The 2,146-nt window shown below is 69.7% G+C and carries 2 protein-coding genes; both read left to right on the forward strand.

Features of this window, described 5'->3' with window-relative positions:
* Window positions 1-252: winged helix-turn-helix domain-containing protein (locus VFO68_RS04750; RefSeq protein WP_325156913.1), on the forward strand; the 252-nt coding region annotated here is incomplete at its 5' end.
* Between the two features lie 110 nt (window positions 253-362).
* Window positions 363-2,146: amino acid transporter (locus VFO68_RS04755; RefSeq protein ID WP_325156914.1), on the forward strand; the 1,784-nt coding region annotated here is incomplete at its 3' end.

Below are 2,146 nucleotides of genomic sequence, written 5' to 3' on the forward strand. Positions count from 1 at the left end.
GAGGTACGGCTCACTCCCACCGAGTGGCACCTGCTGGAGGTCCTCGTCCGTGAACCCGGCAAGCTCGTCACACAAAAGCAGCTCCTGCGGCAGGTGTGGGGCCCGGCGTATCAGACCGAGACCAACTACCTGCGGGTCCACATGGCCAACCTGCGCCGCAAGCTCGAACCCGACCCGGCCCGGCCCCGTCATCTGATCACCGAACCCGGCATCGGTTACCGGTTCACCGCCGACAACCCTGGCGAGCGGTAGCCGCCGCGGTCCTCAATCTTGACGCGTTCTTAACGCCCCACCGGGCTCAGCCGGAGTCGCCTTGATGCCAGGCTCGCCGGGAGGGGTCAGCGGTCGGCGGGAGAGGCCACATGGGCGATACGGACGAGCTGGCCGTACCGGCCGTGGTGGACAGCCCGGCACGCCGCACACCGCCGGCCGGCACGGTGGGTCGATGGCTGCTGGAGCACCGGGTGGCGCCCGTGGTCGGTCCCGAGGCCGACGAGGCGCACGCCAAGCCGCACGCGTGGTGGAAGGTGATGTGCCTGACCGGCGTGGACTACTTCTCCACGCTGGCGTACCTGCCCGGCATCGCCGCCCTCGCCGCAGGCTCGCTTTCGCCGCTGGCGACCCTGCTCATCGTCGCGCTGACGCTGCTCGGCATGCTGCCGATGTACCGCAGGGTGGCCAAGGAGAGCCCGCACGGGCAGGGCTCGGTGGCGATGTTGGAGGACCTGCTGCCGTTCTGGCGGGGGAAGATCTTCGTACTGGTCCTGCTCGGGTTCGTCGCCACCTCCTGGATCATCACGATCACCTTGTCCGCCGCGGACGCCTCCGTCCACGTACTCGAAAATCCCCTCGCACCTGATTTCCTGCGCGGCTCCGCCGTTCTGCTGACGGTTTTGCTGTTGCTGGTGCTGGGCGGGGTGTTCCTCCTCGGATTCAGTGAGGCGGTCGGCGTCGCGATCCCGCTGGTCGGCGTGTTCCTCGGGCTGAACGCGGTAGTGGTTGCGGTCGGCCTGGCGGAGGTGGTCACCACACCGGGCGCCCTGTCCGCGTGGATCGACGCGCTCACCACAGATCACGGCGGACCGGCCGGCTGGATCGGTCCGGCCGTCCTGGCGTTCCCTCTGCTGGTCCTCGGCCTGTCCGGCTTCGAAACCGGGGTCAGTATGATGCCGCTGGTGGCCGCCGGGGGCCGCAGCGCCGAGGAACGGCTGGCGTCCCGGATCCGCAACACCCGCAAGCTGCTCACCGCCGCCGCCGTGATCATGTCGGGCTACCTGGTCGCGACGAGCCTGGTCACCACCGTGCTCATCCCCGCCGAGGAGTTTCAGACCGGCGGCGAGGCGAACGGGCGGGCCCTGGCGTACCTGGCACACGAGCAGCTCGGCGAGGCGTTCGGCACCGCCTACGACGTCAGCACGATCCTGATCCTGTGGTTCGCCGGTGCCTCCGCGATGGCCGGCCTGATCAACATCGTGCCCCGCTACCTGCCCTCGTACGGCATGGCGCCGGAGTGGGGTCGCGCCGTCCGACCCGTCGTGCTGGTCTACACGCTGATCTCCATCGTCATCACGATCGCGTTCGGCGCGGACGTCAACGCCCAGGCCGGCGCGTACGCCACCGGGATCCTGGCCATGATGGTCTCCGGCGCCGTAGCCGTGACCATCTCCGCCGCCCGGCGCAGACAGCGCGGGGCCGCCGCCGGCTTCGCGGTCCTCACCCTGGTGCTGCTGTACGCGCTGGTGGAGAACATCCGCGAGAAGCCTGACGGCATCGCCATCTCCGCCATGTTCATCGCCGGCGTCATCGCCGTGTCCCTCATCTCCCGGGTCACCCGTACCACCGAGCTACGCGCCGACCGCATCGAGTTCGACGAGGCCGCCCGCCGGTTCATCACCGACGCACTGGCCCACGACGGCGACCTCAACATCGTGGCCAACCAGCGGCAGGCCGGCGACGCCGCCGAGTACACCGCCAAGGAACGCGAACAGCGCGGCATGAACCCGGTGCCGGGCCTGGCCGACGTCCTGTTCCTGGAGATCGACGTGGTCGACCCGTCCGACTTCAGCGAGACCCTCACCGTCCGCGGTGTCGAGGTCGACGGACACCGGGTCCTGCGCGCCCATGCACCGGCCGCGCCCAACGCCAT

It is taken from the genome of Actinophytocola sp., assembly GCF_035712165.1.
Taxonomy (GTDB): Bacteria; Actinomycetota; Actinomycetes; order Mycobacteriales; family Pseudonocardiaceae; genus DASYTH01.